Source organism: Pantoea sp. UYEF8 (assembly GCF_040546285.1).
GTDB classification, from domain to species: Bacteria; Pseudomonadota; Gammaproteobacteria; order Enterobacterales; family Enterobacteriaceae; genus Pantoea; species Pantoea brenneri.
The window spans coordinates 420974-438175 of record NZ_JBEPNM010000003.1 but is presented as its reverse complement, the minus strand read 5'-3'; the positions used below and the strand labels follow the sequence as shown (position 1 = coordinate 438175).

General features: G+C 58.8%; 12 protein-coding genes and 1 riboswitch. Of the genes, 10 read left to right on the top strand and 2 right to left on the bottom strand.

The window, feature by feature from the left end; all coding sequences use genetic code 11:
• The first annotated feature begins 1 nt into the window (after nt 1).
• From leuB to leuD, 3 genes are read left to right on the top strand one after another with little or no spacing between them, the layout of a single operon-like run.
• Entirely contained in the window at nt 2–1093 is a 1092-nt protein-coding gene (gene leuB, locus ABIB18_RS08310; protein WP_046289187.1) for a 3-isopropylmalate dehydrogenase, read from the top strand.
• Nucleotides 1094–1097: 4 nt separating this feature from the next.
• Nucleotides 1098–2504 (top strand): 3-isopropylmalate dehydratase large subunit, encoded by a 1407-nt coding sequence (gene leuC / locus ABIB18_RS08305; RefSeq protein WP_316553832.1) that lies wholly within the window; start codon nt 1098–1100, stop codon nt 2502–2504.
• Between the two features lie 3 nt (nt 2505–2507).
• Entirely contained in the window at nt 2508–3113 is a 606-nt protein-coding gene (gene leuD / locus ABIB18_RS08300; protein WP_316553830.1) for a 3-isopropylmalate dehydratase small subunit, read from the top strand.
• A 270-nt stretch (nt 3114–3383) separates the two neighbouring features.
• Here leuD and ABIB18_RS08295 read toward each other — a convergent pair whose 3' ends face one another.
• Nucleotides 3384–4562, bottom strand: coding sequence for an MFS transporter (locus tag ABIB18_RS08295; RefSeq protein WP_031375989.1), 1179 nt, complete (start codon nt 4560–4562; stop codon nt 3384–3386).
• A 253-nt stretch (nt 4563–4815) separates the two neighbouring features.
• On the opposite strand from ABIB18_RS08295, the gene sgrR reads away from it, so the two are divergent.
• From sgrR to thiQ, 4 genes are all read left to right on the top strand, one after another.
• On the top strand, nt 4816–6477 hold the full coding sequence (gene sgrR, locus ABIB18_RS08290) for an HTH-type transcriptional regulator SgrR (RefSeq protein ID WP_046289186.1): 1662 nt from the start codon (nt 4816–4818) through the stop codon (nt 6475–6477).
• A gap of 35 nt (nt 6478–6512) precedes the next feature.
• A riboswitch (TPP riboswitch) is annotated at nt 6513–6615 on the top strand.
• A 45-nt stretch (nt 6616–6660) separates the two neighbouring features.
• A complete protein-coding gene (gene thiB, locus ABIB18_RS08285; RefSeq protein WP_354473958.1) occupies nt 6661–7647 on the top strand; it encodes a thiamine ABC transporter substrate binding subunit in 987 nt (328 codons plus the stop codon).
• Nucleotides 7623–9233 carry a thiamine/thiamine pyrophosphate ABC transporter permease ThiP gene (gene thiP / locus ABIB18_RS08280; protein ID WP_031375990.1) on the top strand — a complete coding sequence of 537 codons (1611 nt, stop codon included), beginning with the start codon at nt 7623–7625 and terminating at the stop codon, nt 9231–9233. Before thiB ends, thiP begins: the two co-directional genes overlap by 25 nt.
• Nucleotides 9217–9918, top strand: a complete 702-nt coding sequence (gene thiQ / locus ABIB18_RS08275; RefSeq protein ID WP_354473957.1) for a thiamine ABC transporter ATP-binding protein ThiQ — start codon at nt 9217–9219, stop codon at nt 9916–9918. Before thiP ends, thiQ begins: the two co-directional genes overlap by 17 nt.
• A gap of 7 nt (nt 9919–9925) precedes the next feature.
• On the opposite strand, the gene ABIB18_RS08270 is transcribed toward thiQ, so the two are convergent.
• Nucleotides 9926–10690, bottom strand: coding sequence for a DedA family protein (locus tag ABIB18_RS08270; protein WP_031375992.1), 765 nt, complete (start codon nt 10688–10690; stop codon nt 9926–9928).
• Between the two features lie 171 nt (nt 10691–10861).
• Between ABIB18_RS08270 and polB the strand changes: the two genes are divergently transcribed.
• The 3 genes from polB (at nt 10862) to rluA (ending at nt 17161) form a co-directional block, all read left to right on the top strand.
• On the top strand, nt 10862–13222 hold the full coding sequence (polB, locus tag ABIB18_RS08265; RefSeq protein ID WP_354473956.1) for a DNA polymerase II: 2361 nt from the start codon (nt 10862–10864) through the stop codon (nt 13220–13222).
• Nucleotides 13223–13378: 156 nt separating this feature from the next.
• The gene (rapA, locus tag ABIB18_RS08260; protein ID WP_354473955.1) at nt 13379–16285 is read left to right on the top strand and encodes an RNA polymerase-associated protein RapA; all 2907 of its coding nucleotides are present in this window, start codon (nt 13379–13381) and stop codon (nt 16283–16285) included.
• Between the two features lie 222 nt (nt 16286–16507).
• Nucleotides 16508–17161 (top strand): bifunctional tRNA pseudouridine(32) synthase/23S rRNA pseudouridine(746) synthase RluA, encoded by a 654-nt coding sequence (gene rluA / locus ABIB18_RS08255; RefSeq protein ID WP_069728440.1) that lies wholly within the window; start codon nt 16508–16510, stop codon nt 17159–17161.
• The last annotated feature ends 41 nt before the right edge of the window (nt 17162–17202 follow it).

Genomic DNA, 17202 nt, shown 5'->3' with positions numbered 1-17202 from the left:
TATGTCCAGCTCTTCCCATATTGCAGTTTTATCGGGTGACGGTATCGGCCCGGAAGTGATGGCGCAGGCAATGAAGGTGTTAGATGCGATTCGTCAACGCTTCGACATGCGCATCACTACCAGTGAATACGCGGTTGGAGGCATCGCCATCGATCAACACGGCGAGCCGTTACCGCCAGCTACCGTGGCAGGCTGTGAGCAGGCCGATGCTATTCTGTTCGGTTCGGTTGGCGGGCCAAAGTGGGAACACTTACCGCCAGCATCTCAGCCTGAACGTGGTGCGCTGTTGCCGTTGCGTAAACACTTCCGTCTGTTCAGCAATCTGCGTCCGGCAGCACTCTACAGTGGACTGGAAGCTTTTTGCCCGCTGCGCAGCGACATCGCCGCCCGCGGCTTCGACATTCTGTGCGTACGTGAACTGACTGGCGGCATCTACTTCGGCCAGCCGAAAGGCCGCGAAGGCAGCGGTCCGCACGAGCGGGCATTCGATACCGAGGTTTACCACCGTTTCGAAATCGAACGCATCGCCCGCATCGCGTTTGAGTCGGCGCGCAAACGTCGTCATAAAGTGACCTCAATCGATAAAGCCAACGTGTTGCAGACCTCGGTAATGTGGCGCGAGATCGTCAACGAGGTTGCTAAAGATTATCCGGATGTACAGCTGAGCCACATGTATATCGACAATGCCACCATGCAGCTGATCAAAGACCCGTCGCAGTTTGACGTGCTGCTCTGCTCTAACCTGTTCGGTGACATTCTCTCTGATGAGTGCGCCATGATCACTGGCTCAATGGGCATGCTGCCTTCCGCCAGCCTGAATGAAGAGGGTTTTGGTCTGTTTGAACCGGCCGGTGGCTCTGCGCCAGACATTGCGGGCCAGAACATCGCCAACCCGGTGGCGCAGATCCTGTCACTGGCGTTGCTGTTACGTTACAGCCTGAATGCCGATGACGCCGCCGATAGCATTGAGCGCGCCATCAGCCGGGCGCTGGAAGAGGGCTACCGCACCAAAGATTTAGCCGGCGACGGCCCTGCGGTCAGCACCGATGAGATGGGCAGCATCATTGCCCGCTTTATCGCCGAGGAAAAATAAAATAATGAAAACCTTATACCAGAAGTTATTTGATGCACATGTCGTCCACGAAGCGCCAGATGAAACGCCATTACTCTACATCGATCGTCATCTGATCCATGAAGTGACCTCGCCACAGGCGTTTGATGGCCTGCGCGCGCACGGACGTAAAGTCCGTCAGCCTGAAAAAACCTTCGCCACCATGGATCACAACGTCTCAACCCAGACCAAAGATATCAACGCATCGGGTGAGATGGCGCGTATTCAGATGCAGGAGCTGATGAAAAACTGCGCCGAGTTTGGCGTCCAGCTGTATGACCTGAATCACCCGTTCCAGGGCATCGTTCACGTTATCGGTCCTGAGCAGGGTATGACCCTGCCGGGCATGACCATCGTCTGCGGCGACTCGCACACCGCCACACACGGCGCGTTTGGCTCGCTGGCCTTTGGTATCGGCACCTCAGAAGTCGAGCATGTGTTTGCCACCCAGACGCTGAAACAGGGTCGGGCGAAAACCATGAAGATTGAAGTGCTGGGCGAAGCCGCGACCGGCATCACCGCCAAAGATATCGTGCTGGCGATCATCGGCAAAACCGGCAGCGCGGGCGGTACCGGTTACGTAGTGGAGTTCTGCGGTCCGGCGATTGAAGCGCTGAGCATGGAAGGCCGTATGACCCTGTGCAATATGGCAATTGAGATGGGAGCCAAAGCGGGCCTGGTCGCGCCGGATGAGACCACATTCAACTACCTGAAAGGCCGTCAGTTCTCGCCAAAGGGTGAGAAATGGGAACAGGCTGTGGCCTACTGGCGTACCCTGAAGTCAGATGAAGGCGCGAAATTTGATGCAGTCGTCACTCTGCACGCAGAACAGATCGCTCCTCAGGTCACCTGGGGTACCAATCCGGGCCAGGTGATTGCCGTCGATCAGGTGATCCCGAATCCCGCCTCGTTCGCCGATCCGGTCGAGCGTGCTTCAGCGGAGAAAGCGCTGGCCTACATGAATCTGCAACCGGGCATTAAACTGACCGATGTGGCGATTGATAAGGTGTTTATCGGCTCCTGCACCAACTCACGCATTGAGGATCTGCGCGCTGCCGCCGCCATCGCCAAAGGCCGCAAAGTCGCGCCTGGCGTGATTGCCATGGTGGTGCCAGGTTCCGGTCCGGTCAAAGCTCAGGCTGAAGCCGAAGGTCTGGATAAAATCTTCCTCGACGCTGGTTTTGAATGGCGTCTGCCCGGCTGTTCAATGTGTCTGGCGATGAATAATGACCGTCTGAACCCAGGCGAGCGTTGCGCCTCAACCAGCAACCGTAATTTTGAAGGTCGTCAGGGCCGCGGTGGCCGGACCCATTTAGTCAGCCCGGCGATGGCCGCCGCCGCCGCCGTTTCCGGCCATTTTGCCGATATCCGTCAACTGACGACAGGAGCTTAACCAATGGCGAATAAATTCACCCAGCACACCGGTATTGTTGCGCCACTGGATGCGGCTAACGTCGATACCGATGCCATTATTCCTAAGCAGTTTTTGCAGAAAGTAACCCGCACCGGTTTCGGCCAGCACCTGTTCCACGACTGGCGTTTTGAAGATGATGCCGGCACCGTACCGACGCCCGGTTTTGTGCTCAACAAGCCCGAGTTCAAAGGCACCAGCATCCTGCTGGCGCGTGAAAACTTCGGCTGCGGCTCATCACGTGAGCATGCGCCCTGGGCGCTGACCGATTTCGGTTTCCACGTGGTGATTGCGCCGAGCTTCGCGGACATTTTTTACGGCAACAGCTTCAATAACCAGCTGTTGCCGGTGAAATTAAGCGAACAGGAAGTGGATGAGATGTTTACACTGGTGGCGGCGCAACCCGGCATTCGCTTTACGGTCGATCTGGAAGCTCAGACGGTCACTGCGGGTGATAAAGTCTATCCGTTCGAACTCGACAGCTTCCGCCGCCACTGCATGATTAACGGCCTCGACAGTATTGGCCTGACGCTGCAACACGAAGCGTCAATCTCGCAATATGAGCAGAACCAGCCCGCCTTCCTGCGCTGATTGAGTCAAAGCAGGGCGACATCGGGTCGCCCTGCTGTTACTGACAACCTCAGCTCTGCCCCAGTGGTTAGACCGAGCCTGCGAAGGGAACACGGTCAGATCGGAAAGTCGCGTAAACCATCCCTGGCCGCTCGTCCCGCGCCTTCCCTGCCGGGACGCTTTCCTCCTCTGCCCCTGTTCTCTGCGAATAAAGCTTGTCAGCTGCGGTCCGGTTCACCCGGATTTGGGTTTGTCAGCACAATGAGGGCGGCATCCTGTCGCCCTTCTTCTTTATACGTTGCGTACCCGCGCTGACATAATAAAAGCCGCTATCGCCAGCACAAATGCCAGCCAGTAGACTGCTTCATGTCCCAGCCGCTCACTTAACGTTCCCTGAATAACCCCAGCCAGAATCATGCCGGTCGAGATCGAGTTGGTGAACATCGTTGTCGCGGCACCTGGCCGCCCCGGCATTAAATCCTGGAACCACAACATTCCGATGCCGGCGATAATCCCGACAAACACCGCATTAAACAGCTGTAAAACCATCAGTGAGGTGCGCGAGTTGAACAGCACCAGCCCGAGATAAAACAGCACCCCTGCCGCCACCGCCAGCAGCATCAGCCGCCGCTTGCCCAGCCTGCGGGCGTAATGCCCGGCCAGCAGCATCACCGGAATCTCCAGTCCGGCCGCGGTCCCCATCAGCAAACCGGCCAGCTTTTCCGGCAATCCCAGCGTGGTACTGATGTAGAGCGGCATGTCGATGATGTACATGGTGTTGCAGGTCCACATGGTCACCGAGGCCAGAAATAGCAGCCGCACATCCCGGTCACGCCAGCCGCTTAACGGCAGACCACCGCTTTGCAGCAGCGGCTCAGCACGCGGTACCGACGGCAGGGTAAACCACACCAGTACGATACAGATCAGGAACAGCGCCGCCGCTACCATAAACAGCGTCACGAAACCGTAGTTTAGCGCCAGGGCGAACGACAGCGGCGGTCCGATCACCCACGCCAGCGACAGCTGCGCACGCATCACCGAACTGAACATCACCGCTTCCCGCGCCGACTGGTCAGCATATTCACGCGCCAGCGCGAACAGCTGCGGCATCGACACGCTGGCTAAGGCAGACAACAGCACCCCGAGGGTAATCAGCGTCAGATAATGACGGGTAAAGGCAAACAGCAGCGCATTGACCAGCGCCATCAGGCAGCAGAACAGAATGATGTTGCGGCGATCGCCGACGCTGTCCGATCGCTTTGCCACCAGCATGCTTACCACGATACCGGCCACCGCATTGATAGTGAAAAAAAGCCCGACCCAGAATGGGCGGGCCTGCACCTCACGGGTCAGAAACAGGCTGAGGGTCGGTGCCTGTAATGCGCCCGCCACACCGAGCATGAACGAGGCGACCATAAAAGCGAGGTAAACCGGATTGATGCGGCGCTGCCGCGTTAACAGCGATTTCATACCGAAATCCCTTACAGGATGAACAGGGGAAGAGAAGAAGGGTAGACGATACCGTGCAGCATGAAAAAAGCCAGCAGAGATCATCTGCTGGCGGTGTAATTGCACCCTACTCAGAAAAGCATCCCGCTGAACAGCGGCATGAGGGTCGAACGCCATTCATAGCTGAATGCCTCCCGCTCTTCCCATAGAGCAAAGTTTGCCCTTAAAATGAGGCAAGAAAAACAGAGCGCTTTTCACCGGGAGTTCCCCTTTTATGTCCTCATCTCGCCTGAAGCAGCAGTTCATACGTCTGTGGCAAAGCTGCCAGGGTCAGACGCAGGAGATCACCCTGAGTGAACTGGCTGACCTGCTGCACTGTTCACGTCGTCATATGCGCAACTTACTCAACCGGATGCAGGCGGCTGGCTGGTTAATCTGGCAGGCCGAAGCCGGACGCGGTAAGCGCTCACAACTCACCTTCTGCTACACCGGACTGGCGCTACAGCAGCAGCGCGCTGAGGATCTGCTGGATCAGGATCGCATCGATCAGCTGGTGCAGCTGGTCGGCGATAAGAATCAGGTCAGGCAGATGATTGGTGCTCACCTTGGCCGCAGTTTCCGTCAGGGAAAACACATTCTGCGGGTGCTTTACTACCGCCCGCTGCTGAATCTGCTGCCGGGCTCCGCCCTGCGCCGCTCCGAAACCCATATTGCCCGTCAGATTTTTAATGGCCTGACGCGCATAAATGAGGAAAACGGGGAAATTGAGGCCGATATTGCCCATCACTGGCAGCAGACTTCCCCGCTCCACTGGCGCTTCTTTCTGCGTCCGGCGATTCGCTTTCATCATGGCCGCGAACTGGAGATGGCCGATGTTATCGCCACGCTGGAACGTCAGCGTCAGCAGCCGCTGTTTTCCCATATTCAACAGCTCGACTCGCCCGCTCCGTGGACGCTGGATATCACCTTAAGCCAGCCCGACGACTGGTTACCCTGGTTGCTGGCCAGCGTCAGCGCGATGATCCTGCCACGCGAATGGCCCACGCAGCCTGACTTTGCCCGCCAGCCGATCGGCACCGGTCCTTACAGCGTGATCCGTAATCAGGAAAGTCAGCTGAAGATAGAAGCCTTTGATGATTACTTTGGCTTTCGCGCGCTGATTGATGACGTCTCTATCTGGGTATTGCCGGATATCAGCGATGAGCTGGTCTACGCGGGCGTGCGCCTGCAGGGCGACGGCGCGGATGAGATCCAGGAAGAGAGCCGGCTGGAAGAAGGCTGCTACTATTTGTTGTTCGATCAGCGTTCGGAAAAAGGCCGTGACGAGGCGATACGGCGCTGGGTCAGCTATCTGTTTAATCCTATCGCCCTGCTCAACCACGCCGGCGTCGGCTATCAGCGCTACTGGTTTCCGGCGTATGGTCTACTGCCGCGCTGGCATCACCGCCGCGATCTGGCCCCGGTCGAAAAGCCGCCCGGCCTGACTCATCTGACGCTCACCTGGTACAGCCAGCACGTTGAGCACGAAGGGATCGCTAATGCGTTACGTCCGCTGCTGGCGCAGCACGGCGTCACGCTGGAGACGCGCGAGGTCAGTTACGAATGCTGGCATCAGGGCGACGCCGACAGCGACATCTGGCTCGGCAGCGTGAACTTCACACTGCCATTGGCCTGGTCGCTGTTCGCCCAGCTGTATGAGGTCCCGCTGCTGCATCACTGCCTGCCGATCGACTGGCACGCTGATGCCGCCCGCTGGCGTGAAAAAACGCTGCCGCTGGCCGAATGGAGCAAGCGGTTAGTGGAAGAGGCCGGTCTGCATCCGCTGTTCCATCACTGGCTGCTGCTTGAAGGTCAGCGCAGCATGCGCGGCGTGCGGATGAATACCCTCGGCTGGTTCGATTTTAAATCTGCCTGGTTTGCGCCGCCCGCGCTGTAACGCTTTCGCGCTGACGCTGAAATGACTAGAATGTGACGTTCTCAACGGGGTGCCGCCTGCTGACCGCAAACGGCTGAGAGAGACCCGTCGAACCTGATTCGGTTAATACCGACGTAGGGATTTGAGAGACCTGCTGCTCAGATCCTTTGCGACTCATCCCCTATTCTCCTGAAGGAGCGCAAAGTGTTTAACAAAGTTCTGCCACTGCTGCTGTTACTTTCCACCCCGGTACTGGCTGCCAAACCGGTTCTGACGGTTTACACCTACGACTCCTTCTCCGCTGACTGGGGCCCCGGTCCGGCGGTCAAAAAAGCCTTCGAAGCCCAGTGCGATTGCGAACTGAAATTTGTCACGCTGGAAGATGGCGTGTCGCTGCTGAATCGCGTACGAATGGAAGGCAAAAACAGCAAAGCGGATGTGGTGCTGGGACTGGATAACAATCTGGTGCAGGCGGCGCAAAAAACCGGTCTTTTTGCCGCCAGCCAGGTCGATACCGCACAGCTGACGCTGCCGGGCGGCTGGCACGACAGCACCTTTGTTCCGTTTGATTATGGCTATTTCGCCTTCGTCTATGACAAAACCCGTCTGAAAAATCCGCCGAAAAGCCTGAAAGAGCTGGTAGAGAGCCCGGAAAAATGGCGGGTCATCTATGAAGATCCGCGTACCAGTACCCCGGGATTAGGTCTGCTGCTGTGGATGCAGAAAGTCTATGGCGACCAGGCCCCGCAGGCATGGCAAAAGCTGGCGCAGAAAACCGTGACGGTAACCAAGGGCTGGAGTGAAGCCTACGGTCTGTTCCTGAAAGGCGAAGGCGATCTGGTGCTGAGCTATACCACCTCGCCGGCCTATCACATTATCGAAGAGAAAAAAGAGAACTACGCCGCCGCACCGTTTGCCGAAGGCCACTATCTGCAGGTCGAGGTTGCTGCGCAGTTAGCCAGCAGTAAACAGCCGAAACTGGCGCAGCAGTTCATGCAGTTTATGGTCTCGCCGGCGTTCCAGAACACCATCCCGACCGGCAACTGGATGTATCCGGTGATCCATACCACCCTGCCTGCTGGCTTCGCCACGCTGCAGGTGCCCGCCACCGCGCTGCACTATTCGCCGGAAGAGGTAGCCAGCCAGCGCTCTGGCTGGATTAGCCAATGGCAACGCGCCGTCAGCCGTTAATGCCGCGCTGGCTGATCCCCGGTTCGCTCGCCACGCTGCTGTTAATCAGCGTGGCGCTGTTCGCCTTTATCTCACTGTGGAATGCCGCGCCGGTCACCGACTGGCGTAGCGTGCTGCTGGATGAGTACCTGCAGCACGTTGTGGCGTTCTCCTTTGGTCAGGCGCTGCTCTCCGCCCTGCTGTCGCTGCTGCCTGCGGTGCCGCTGGCGCGCGCCCTCTATCGCCGCCGCTTTCCCGGCCGTCAGCTGTTGCTGCGTCTGTGCGCCATGACGCTGGTGCTGCCGGTGCTGGTGGCGGTGTTCGGCCTGCTGACGGTTTATGGCCGCGTCGGCTGGCTGGCACAGTTGTGTCAGTGGCTGGGCATCGACTATCACTTCTCGCCCTATGGATTGCAGGGCATTTTGCTGGCGCATGTCTTTTTTAACCTGCCGCTGGCTACGCGCCTGATGCTACAGGCGCTGGAGAGCATACCGGCGGAGCAGCGTCAGCTGGCCGCACAGCTTGATCTGCGCGGCTGGCACCACTTTCGCCTGCTGGAATGGCCGTGGTTGCGTCGTCAGCTGCTGCCGACCGGCGCGCTCATCTTTATGCTCTGCTTCGCCAGCTTCGCCACCGTGCTGTCGCTGGGCGGCGGCCCCCAGGCCACCACCATTGAACTGGCGATCTTTCAGGCACTCAGCTACGACTACGATCCCGGTCGCGCCGCATTGCTGGCGCTGATTCAGCTCAGCTGTTGCCTGACGCTGGTGCTGCTCAGCCAGCGATTCAGTAAAGCGATACCCGCCGGCACCAGCCAGCTGCACGGCTGGCGCGATCCGCAGGATTCGCGTCTGGCCCGGCTAACGGATGGGTTGCTGATTCTGCTGGCGTTACTGCTGCTGCTGCCGCCGCTGGCGGCGGTAGTGGTGGATGGCTTGCACGGCGGACTGCGCGGCGCACTGGCCCAGCCAGCGTTGTGGCAGGCGACCCTGACCTCATTGCGCATCGCGGTCGGTGCCGGCCTGCTGTGCGTGATACTGACGCTGATGCTGCTGTGGAGCAGTCGCGAATTGCGGCTGCGTCAGCGCCCGCTCGCCGCACAGCTGATCGACACCAGCGGCATGCTGATTCTGGCAATGCCCGGCATCGTGCTGGCGACCGGCTTCTTTCTGCTGTTTAACGCCACCGTTGGCCTGCCGGCGTCGGCAGACGGGCTGGTGATCTTCACTAATGCGCTGATCGCCATTCCCTATGCGCTGAAAGTGCTGGAAAACCCGATGCGTGACGTCGCCGAGCGCTACGGCAGGCTATGCGATTCACTGGATATCCACGGCTGGAACCGGCTGCGGTTGATAGAACTGCGTGCCCTCAAACGTCCGCTGGCACAGGCGCTGGCGTTTGCCTGCGTGCTGTCGATCGGTGATTTTGGCGTGGTGGCGCTGTTTGGCAATGCCGACTTCCGCACCCTGCCGTTCTACCTTTATCAACAGATCGGTGCCTATCGCGGTGCCGACGGTGCAGTGACCGCCCTGCTGCTGCTGCTGCTCTGTTTGTTGCTGTTCACCCTGATGGAAAAATTACCGGGCCGCCATGCTGACACTGAATAACCTTACTTACCTTTATCAGCATCTGCCGATGCGCTTCAGCCTGCACGCCGAACGTGGCGAGCGGCTGGCGATCCTCGGGCCAAGCGGTGCCGGAAAAAGTACGCTACTCAGCCTGATCGCCGGTTTTCTGCCGATCCGCCAGGGCACGCTGATGATTGATGGTCAGGATCATAGCCACAGCGTGCCAGCCAGACGGCCGGTATCAATGCTGTTTCAGGAGAACAATCTGTTTCCGCACCTCAGCGTGCAGCAGAACATGGCGCTGGGCTTGCACCCGGGACTGAAGCTCAACGCAGAGCAGCGCCATCAGCTTGCTGCGCTAGCCGAACAGGTGGGATTAGGCGATCTGCTGGCGCGACTGCCGGGCGAATTGTCGGGGGGCCAGCGTCAGCGGGTGGCGCTGGCACGCTGTCTGCTGCGCGATCGCCCGGTGCTGCTGCTGGATGAGCCCTTTTCGGCGCTGGATCCGGCGCTGCGCAGCGAAATGCTGCAGCTGGTGCGCTCGGTGTGCGAAGCCCGCAGCATCACGCTGCTGATGGTGTCGCACAGTCTGGAAGATGCGCAACAGATCGCGCCGCGCAGCGTGGTAATTGTTGATGGACGGGTTTACTGGGACGGCGAGACCCGACAGTTGCTGTCGGGTGAGACGCGGGAGGCTGATGTCCTGGGCATCCCGCGCCGCTAACCGGTGATTATTCGAAAAAGACCTGCCACAGCAGATGACGGAAAATCGGCATCATCGGATGGAACTGAATGCCGACCAGGGCGGCGATGGCGATCACCAGCCCCAGCGGTCCCAGCCAGCGCAGTCGTTCCGGCGGCAGCCAGGCGGTCGCCCAATCCTGACTCTTGCCGCTGCGCCACCAGCGCCAGCCTAACCAGCCGCCCAGCCACACCACTATCGCTGCCGTCAGCAGCAGCCACTTAAAGTTACCGCCCTGCGCCGCCTCGGGCACATCGACTGCCACACCAGCCAGAATGCCGGGCAGCAGATAGAGCGGTGGCCACAGCAGGCAGCCAATCAGATTCGGCGGCAGGAATTTACGTACCGGCAATTCCAGCATACCGGCCGCCAGTGGGATCAGCGGGCGCGTCGGGCCGACAAAGCGTCCGACCAGAATGGTAAACATACTGTGCTGATGCAGCGCGTGTTCGGTTTTATCCAGCAGCCCTTTGTACTTTTGCAGATACTTCCAGCGATGCAGCGGACCCTGAAATTTCCAGCCGATACCGTAAGAAACCCAGTCGCCAATCAGGCAACCGGCAAACCCGGCCGCCCAGGCCGGATAGAGGCCAATTTGTCCGCTCCCGACCAGCGCGCCCAGACTCGCCATCAGCACGGTTCCCGGCAGCAACAGCCCGACCAGCGCCAGTGATTCCAGAAAAGTGACCAGCGCAACCGCAAACAGCGCCCACTCCAGCGACTGCGTAAACAGGTGTTGAACCCAGGCTTCCATAAACTTCCTTAGAAAAAGCAGAAGGCTGGATTGTCCTGAGCCAGCCGCACAGCGTCAAGGCAAGAATTGTAGGACAATATTGACAAAAGCCAACCGCGGGAACTGTATAAATATCCATGTTATACTGAGCGGGTTTTATCACCGTTCAAAAATCCTGAGTCTGGAGACGATGTGAATAGGCCCCGCGCAGGTTTTCTGCTTACCCGCCACTGGCGCGACACCCCGCAAGGCAGTGAGATTGTTCTCTGGCTCGCCACCGATCAGGGTGCCCAGCGCGTGGTGCTGCCGGCTCAGGAGTCGGTCGCGTTTATTCCGCGTGAGTTTCAGTCTCAGGTCAGCGAGCTGTTGAAAGATGAGCGTCAGCTGCGCATCCAACCGCTTGAACTGAAAGATTTCCGCCAGCGCCCGGTAGCCGGGATCTACTGCCGGCAGAATCGCCAGCTGCAACGCATCGAAAAGCTGCTGCGCGAACAGGGCATCCCGATCTATGAATCCGATATCCGCCCGCCCGAGCGCTACCTGATGGAGCGCTTTATTACCGCGCCGGTCTGGTTTGACGGCGAGCCGCAGGGCGACAGCGTGGTAAATGCCCGGCTGAAACCGCATCCCGATTATCGGCCGCCGCTCAAGTGGGTTTCGCTGGACATTGAAACCACCCAGCATGGCGAGCTTTACTGCATCGGGCTGGAGGGTTGCGGCCAGCGCCAGGTCTATATGCTGGGTCCGCCCAACGGCGATGCCAGCGCGCTCGATTTTGAGCTGATCTATCTGGAGACGCGTCCGCAGCTGCTTGAGGCGCTGAACCAGTGGTTCGCGCAGCACGACCCCGATGTGATCATTGGCTGGAACGTGGTGCAGTTTGATCTGCGGGTATTGCAGAAACATGCCGATCGCTACGCTATTCCGCTGCGTCTGGGCCGTCAGCAGACGACGCTGGAGTGGCGTGAGCACGGCTTTAAGCCCGGCATATTTTTCGCCCAACTCAGCGGCCGGCTGATCATTGACGGCATCGATGCGCTGAAATCCGCCTTCTGGGATTTCCCGTCATTCAGTCTGGAATCGGTGTCGCAGCAACTGTTGGGAGAAGGCAAGGCGATCGATAACCCGTGGCAGCGCATGGAGGAGATTAACTGGCGCTTCGCCAATGATAAACCGGCTCTGGCGCGCTATAACCTGAAAGACTGCGAGCTGGTCACCCGGATTTTCCACAAAACGGCGATTATGCCGTTTCTGCTGGAGCGTGCGGCGGTGAATGGCCTGGCGGTCGATCGTCACGGCGGCTCCGTCGCGGCATTCAGCCATCTCTATATTCCGCGGATGCACCGCAGCGGATTTGTCGCGCCGAACCTCGGCGATGTGGCCCCGGAAGCCAGTCCCGGCGGTTACGTGATGGATTCGCGTCCGGGACTCTACGACTCGGTGCTGGTGCTGGATTACAAAAGCCTCTATCCGTCGATTATCCGTACCTTTCTGATCGATCCGGTTGGCCTGGTGGAAGGGCTGGCGCATCCTGACGATGCTGATTCGGTGGCCGGCTTTCGCGAAGCGCGCTTTTCCCGTCATACCCACTGCCTGCCCGCCATCGTTGAGCAGATCTGGCTGGGCCGCGAAGCCGCCAAACAGCAGGGCAACCAGCCGCTGTCGCAGGCGCTGAAGATTATCATGAACGCCTTTTATGGCGTGCTCGGCACCAGCGCCTGCCGCTTTTTCGATCCACGGCTCGCCTCTTCGATTACCTTGCGTGGCCATGCCATTATGCAGCAGACCCGCACGCTGATTGAGGAAGAAGGCTACGATGTGATTTACGGCGATACTGACTCGACCTTCGTCTGGCTGAAATCCGCCCACAGCGAGCAGGACGCCGCCGCGATTGGTCAGCAGCTGACGCAAAAAGTAAACGCCTGGTGGCGTGACCATCTGCAGCAGACTCAGGGGTTGACCAGCGCACTGGAGCTGGAGTATGAAAATCACTTCTGCCGTTTCCTGATGCCCACCATCCGTGGCGCCGAACAGGGCAGTAAAAAACGCTATGCCGGACTGATCCGCGAAGCGGCGGGCGAACGTATGGTGTTTAAGGGACTGGAATCCGTTCGCACCGACTGGACGCCGCTGGCACAGCAGTTTCAGCAGCAGCTCTACAGCCGTATTTTTCGCCGTGAGCCGTGGCAGGACTATATTCGCACCACCGTAGCGCAGCTGCTGGCCGGCGAACTCGACGATCAGCTGATTTATAAGAAACGTCTGCGCCGTCCGCTGATAGAGTATGAACGAAATGTGCCGCCGCACGTGCGCGCCGCCCGGCTGGCGGATGAGCAGAATCGCAAATTAAACCGGCCGTTGCAGTACCAGAAGGGTGGCCGGATTCGTTACGTGATGGCGACGGCTGGCCCGGAGCCGCTGGAGGCTCGCACCACGCCGCTGGATTATGATCACTACGTCAGTAAGCAGTTACAACCGGTTGCCGACGGCATTTTACCCTTCGTCGGAGGGGATTTTGCTACACTGATTACCGGGCAGTTGGGTCTTTTTTGACAGGTGACGAATGCCCTGCCATCCAGTACCATAGCGCCCTTCCTGAAACTCACCGCGCTAAGAGAGACTCTCCAGACCTTTTCGTTTGGATGAAATGCTATTGCCTGAGTATCCGGGAACACCTTCAAAAACGTTAAAAATTCGAGCTAAAAATATATGGTTTTTACATTAGGTCAGCGCTGGATTAGTGATACGGAAAGTGAACTGGGACTGGGCACGGTGGTGGCGGTCGATACCCGCATGATCACCCTGCTGTTCCCGGCCACCGGGGAAAACCGCCTCTACGCCCGCAACGATTCGCCTGTTACCCGCGTCATCTTCAATCCGGGTGACACCATCACCAGTCATGAAGGCTGGCAGATGCGCGTCGATGAAGTACGCAACGAAAATGACCTGATGACCTATATCGGCACGCGTCTTGATACCGATGAAAGCGACGTGATGCTGCGCGAAGTGATGCTCGACAGCAAGCTGGTCTTCAGCAAGCCGCAGGATCGCCTGTTTGCCGGCCAGCTCGACCGGATGGATCGTTTCGCCCTGCGTTTCCGCGCCCGCAAATACCAGAGTGAGCAATATCGTCTGCCGATCAGCGGCTTGCGCGGTATGCGCACCAACCTGATCCCGCATCAGCTGCATATCGCCCATGATGTGGGCCGTCGCCACGCGCCACGCGTGCTGCTGGCGGATGAAGTCGGTCTCGGGAAAACCATTGAAGCCGGGATGATCATACAGCAGCAGCTGCTGGCCGGACGTGCCGACCGCGTGTTAATCGTGGTGCCGGAGACCCTGCAGCATCAGTGGCTGGTCGAGATGCTGCGCCGTTTCAACCTGCGTTTCGCGCTGTTTGATGACGATCGCTATACCGAAGCCCAGCACGACAGCGATAACCCGTTTGAAACCGAACAGTTAATTATCTGTTCGCTCGACTTTGTGCGCCGTAACAAGCAGCGTCTTGAGCTGCTGGCCGATGCCGAGTGGGATCTGCTGGTGGTGGATGAAGCGCATCATCTGGCATGGTCAGAAGGCCAGCCGAGCCGTGAATATCAGGTGATTGAACAGCTGGCGGAAAAAACCGCCGGGGTACTGCTGCTGACCGCGACCCCGGAACAGCTGGGCATGGAGAGTCACTTCGCCCGCCTGCGCCTGCTCGATCCTAACCGCTTCCACGACTTTGCCACTTTTGTTGAAGAACAGCAGCATTTCCGCCCGATCGCCGATGCGGTGACCTCGCTGCTGGCTGACCAGCCCATCTCACAGGATGAGATGAACCGGATTAACGATCTGGTCGGCGAGCAGGACATTGAACCGCTGCTGCAGGTTGCTAACAGCGATCGCGACGGCAAGCAGGACGCGCGCCAGGAACTGATTTCAATGCTGATGGATCGCCACGGCACCAGCCGTGTGCTGTTCCGTAACACCCGTAACGGCGTCAAAGGCTTCCCGAAACGCGAACTGCACCAGATTCGTCTGCCGCTGCCGGCGCAGTATCAGACCGCAATTAAAGTCTCCGGCATTATGGGTGCCCGCAAAAGCGCAGAAGAACGCGCGCGTGACCTGCTCTATCCGGAACAGATTTATCAGGAATTTGAAGGCGACAGCGGCACCTGGTGGAACTTCGATCCGCGCGTGGAGTGGCTGATGGGTTATCTCACCAGCAACCGCAAAGAGAAAGTACTGGTGATCTGCGCCAAAGCCGCCACCGCACTCCAGCTGGAGCAGGTGCTGCGTGAGCGCGAAGGTATCCGGGCGGCGGTGTTCCATGAAGGTCTGTCGATCATTGAACGTGACCGTGCCGCCGCGTGGTTCGCCTCAGAAGAGAACGGCGCTCAGGTGCTGCTCTGCTCGGAGATTGGTTCTGAAGGCCGTAACTTCCAGTTTGCCAGCCGTCTGGTGATGTTTGATCTGCCGTTCAACCCGGATCTGCTGGAGCAGCGTATCGGGCGTCTTGATCGTATCGGTCAGGCGCACGATATCCAGATTCTGGTGCCGTGGCTGGAGAAGACCGCGCAGGCGGTGTTACTGCGCTGGTATCACGAAGGGCTGGATGCGTTTGAACATACCTGCCCGACCGGCCGGACCATTTATGACAGCGTGCATTCACAGCTGATCGACTATCTGGCCGCACCAGAAAACAGTGACGGCTTCGATGCCTTTATCACTGACTGCCGTAAGCAACACGATGCCCTGAAACTGCAGCTGGAACAGGGACGCGATCGCCTGCTGGAACTGAACTCCAACGGCGGCGACGCTGCTCAGGCGCTGGCTAACGCCATCGGCGAGCAGGACAACGATACCGGTCTGGTGAACTTCGCGCTCAACCTGTTTGATATCGTCGGTATCAATCAGGAAGATCGCAGCGATAACCTGATCGTGCTGACGCCGTCCGATCACATGCTGGTGCCCGATTTTCCCGGCCTGCCGGAAGATGGCTGTACCATCACCTTTAACCGCGACCAGGCGCTGTCACGCGAAGATACCCAGTTCATTACCTGGGAACATCCGCTGATCCGTAACGGTCTCGATCTGATCCTGTCGGGCGACACCGGCAGCAGCGCTATCTCGCTGCTGAAGAACAAGGCGCTGCCGGTCGGTACGCTGCTGGTCGAACTGATCTACGTGGTCGAAGCGCAGGCACCGAAGCATCTGCAGTTGACCCGCTTCCTGCCGCCGACGCCCATTCGTCTGCTGCTGGACCGTAACGGCACTAACCTTGCGGGCAAGGTGGAGTTCGAAAGCTTTAACCGTCAGCTGAATGCCGTCAATCGTCACACCGGCAGCAAGCTGGTTAACGCGGTACAGCAGGATGTGCATGCCATTCTGACCCAGGGTGAAGAGAAAGTGGTCAGCGAAGCGCGCGCAGTGATTGATGCTGCCCGTGCCGAGGCGAACGAGAAGCTGGGGGCGGAACTGGCCCGTCTTGACGCGCTGAAAGCGGTTAATCCGAACATCCGTGAGGATGAAATCGAGGCGCTGGAAAGTAACCGTCAGCAGGTGCTGGAAAGTCTCGATCAGGCTAACTGGCGTCTCGACGCGCTGCGCCTGATTGTGGTGACTCACCAGTAAGCTCAGGGGCCGGGATGAATCTGGCCGCAACTGAGAAACTCAGGATGCAGGGAAAGGAAAGCGTCCCGCGCCATAAATGGTGCGGGCCGGGCCTGTCAGGGATGACAGCTTTTGCGTCTTTCCGATCTGCCCGTGTTTCCTGCGCTGGCACGCTATCACAGCTAATCGGGCCAGACTGTGTAAACAATCTCAGCCGCAGGCCCCTTATTTTTGGAAAGAACCATGGAACCCTACAATCCACCGCGTGAACCCTGGCTGCACATTCTCTATCAGGATGCGCACATCATGGTGGTTAACAAACCCAGCGGCCTGCTTTCGGTGCCCGGCCGGCTGGACGAACATAAAGATAGCGTGATGACACGCATCCAGCGTGATTACCCGCAGGCGGAATCGGTGCACCGGCTGGATATGGCCACCAGCGGCGTGATTGTGGTGGCGCTGAACAAAGCCGCAGAACGCGAGCTGAAACGGCAGTTTCGTGAGCGTGAACCCGCAAAGACCTATGTGGCCTGCGTCTGGGGCCATCCGGCCGCGGAGAAGGGAGTGGTTGATTTGCCGCTGATTTGTGACTGGCCAAACCGTCCAAAGCAAAAAGTCTGCTTCGAGACCGGCAAAGCCGCGCAGACCGAATATCAGGTGCTGGAGTACCGGGCTGATAACAGCGCACGCGTATCGCTCAAACCGATTACCGGCCGTTCACACCAGCTGCGGGTACACATGCTGGCGCTGGGCCATCCGATTCTGGGCGACAATTTTTATGCTCATCCTGAGGCTAAAGCGATGGCGCCGCGCCTGTTGCTGCACGCCGAGTCACTGACGATTACCCATCCCGCATTCGGTAACGCCATGACCTTCCGTCAGCCCGCCGACTTTTAATCTCAGTCTGACCTTGCGCCCGTGACGTCTGCCCCAGGGCA

What these genes read in the sequence shown, in the direction of transcription:
- leuD (WP_316553830.1), top strand. Translation starts at nt 2,508, where the DNA reads ATGGCGAATAAATTCACCCAGCACACCGGTATTGTTGCGCCACTGGAT.
- leuC (WP_316553832.1), top strand. Translation starts at nt 1,098, where the DNA reads ATGAAAACCTTATACCAGAAGTTATTTGATGCACATGTCGTCCACGAA.
- ABIB18_RS08270 (WP_031375992.1), bottom strand. Translation starts at nt 10,690, where the DNA reads ATGGAAGCCTGGGTTCAACACCTGTTTACGCAGTCGCTGGAGTGGGCG.
- thiQ (WP_354473957.1), top strand. Translation starts at nt 9,217, where the DNA reads ATGCTGACACTGAATAACCTTACTTACCTTTATCAGCATCTGCCGATG.
- rapA (WP_354473955.1), top strand. Translation starts at nt 13,379, where the DNA reads ATGGTTTTTACATTAGGTCAGCGCTGGATTAGTGATACGGAAAGTGAA.
- leuB (WP_046289187.1), top strand. Translation starts at nt 2, where the DNA reads ATGTCCAGCTCTTCCCATATTGCAGTTTTATCGGGTGACGGTATCGGC.
- ABIB18_RS08295 (WP_031375989.1), bottom strand. Translation starts at nt 4,562, where the DNA reads ATGAAATCGCTGTTAACGCGGCAGCGCCGCATCAATCCGGTTTACCTC.
- rluA (WP_069728440.1), top strand. Translation starts at nt 16,508, where the DNA reads ATGGAACCCTACAATCCACCGCGTGAACCCTGGCTGCACATTCTCTAT.
- thiP (WP_031375990.1), top strand. Translation starts at nt 7,623, where the DNA reads ATGGCAACGCGCCGTCAGCCGTTAATGCCGCGCTGGCTGATCCCCGGT.
- sgrR (WP_046289186.1), top strand. Translation starts at nt 4,816, where the DNA reads ATGTCCTCATCTCGCCTGAAGCAGCAGTTCATACGTCTGTGGCAAAGC.